Here is a 554-nt window from a genome sequence, read left to right as displayed (position 1 = left end):
TTTTGTATTACTATTTCTTTGGCGTTACTTCTTTTAGGCTCATATTTTAGAGTATCAGGAATTTCTTCATACATATCTTTTGCTTTACTGTTAAAAATATATTTGGTAGCCTCATTAAGATGTGCTACTGTTGTTCCCTTAAATCCCTTTTTACATAAGAGCATGCATAACTGTATTGCTGTGATTAATGTTGTAAAGCCCTGCTGTCTTGATTTTAGTATTAATATTTTTACTGATTTCCCTTTTCGATATTCCTGATTAAACAGATTTATGAATCTCTTCTGTTCATCATTTAAGAAGAATGGTACTAACTTCCCCTCTTTATCCCTTATCCGGAATATCAGTTCTATTAACTGAAAGTAATTACTGTTTAATTCTTTGGCCAGATTCTTATTACTGTGAAATTCTAATCCTACTGCATTTGTAAATTCTCTGTCTTTTTCAATACTGTTATATTTTGTAAATATCTTTTTTCTTGTTTCTATTAATGATGATATTGTCATTTTTCTTCCTCCAGAATATCTGAAAGTTTTGTCTGTTTCACTGCCTCTTTT

The 554-nt window shown here is 29.8% G+C and carries 1 protein-coding gene; it reads right to left on the bottom strand.

Going from position 1 to position 554, the window contains the following annotated elements; translation table 11 throughout:
• Positions 1 to 503: hypothetical protein (locus tag NK213_RS20710; RefSeq protein ID WP_253351792.1), on the bottom strand; the 503-nt coding region annotated here is incomplete at its 3' end.
• Positions 504 to 554: the final 51 nt, after the last annotated feature.

The organism is Sebaldella sp. S0638, from assembly GCF_024158605.1.
Taxonomy (GTDB): domain Bacteria; phylum Fusobacteriota; class Fusobacteriia; order Fusobacteriales; family Leptotrichiaceae; genus Sebaldella.
Note: the sequence above shows the minus strand (reverse complement) of the source record. Positions and strands in the feature narration are given on the sequence as shown.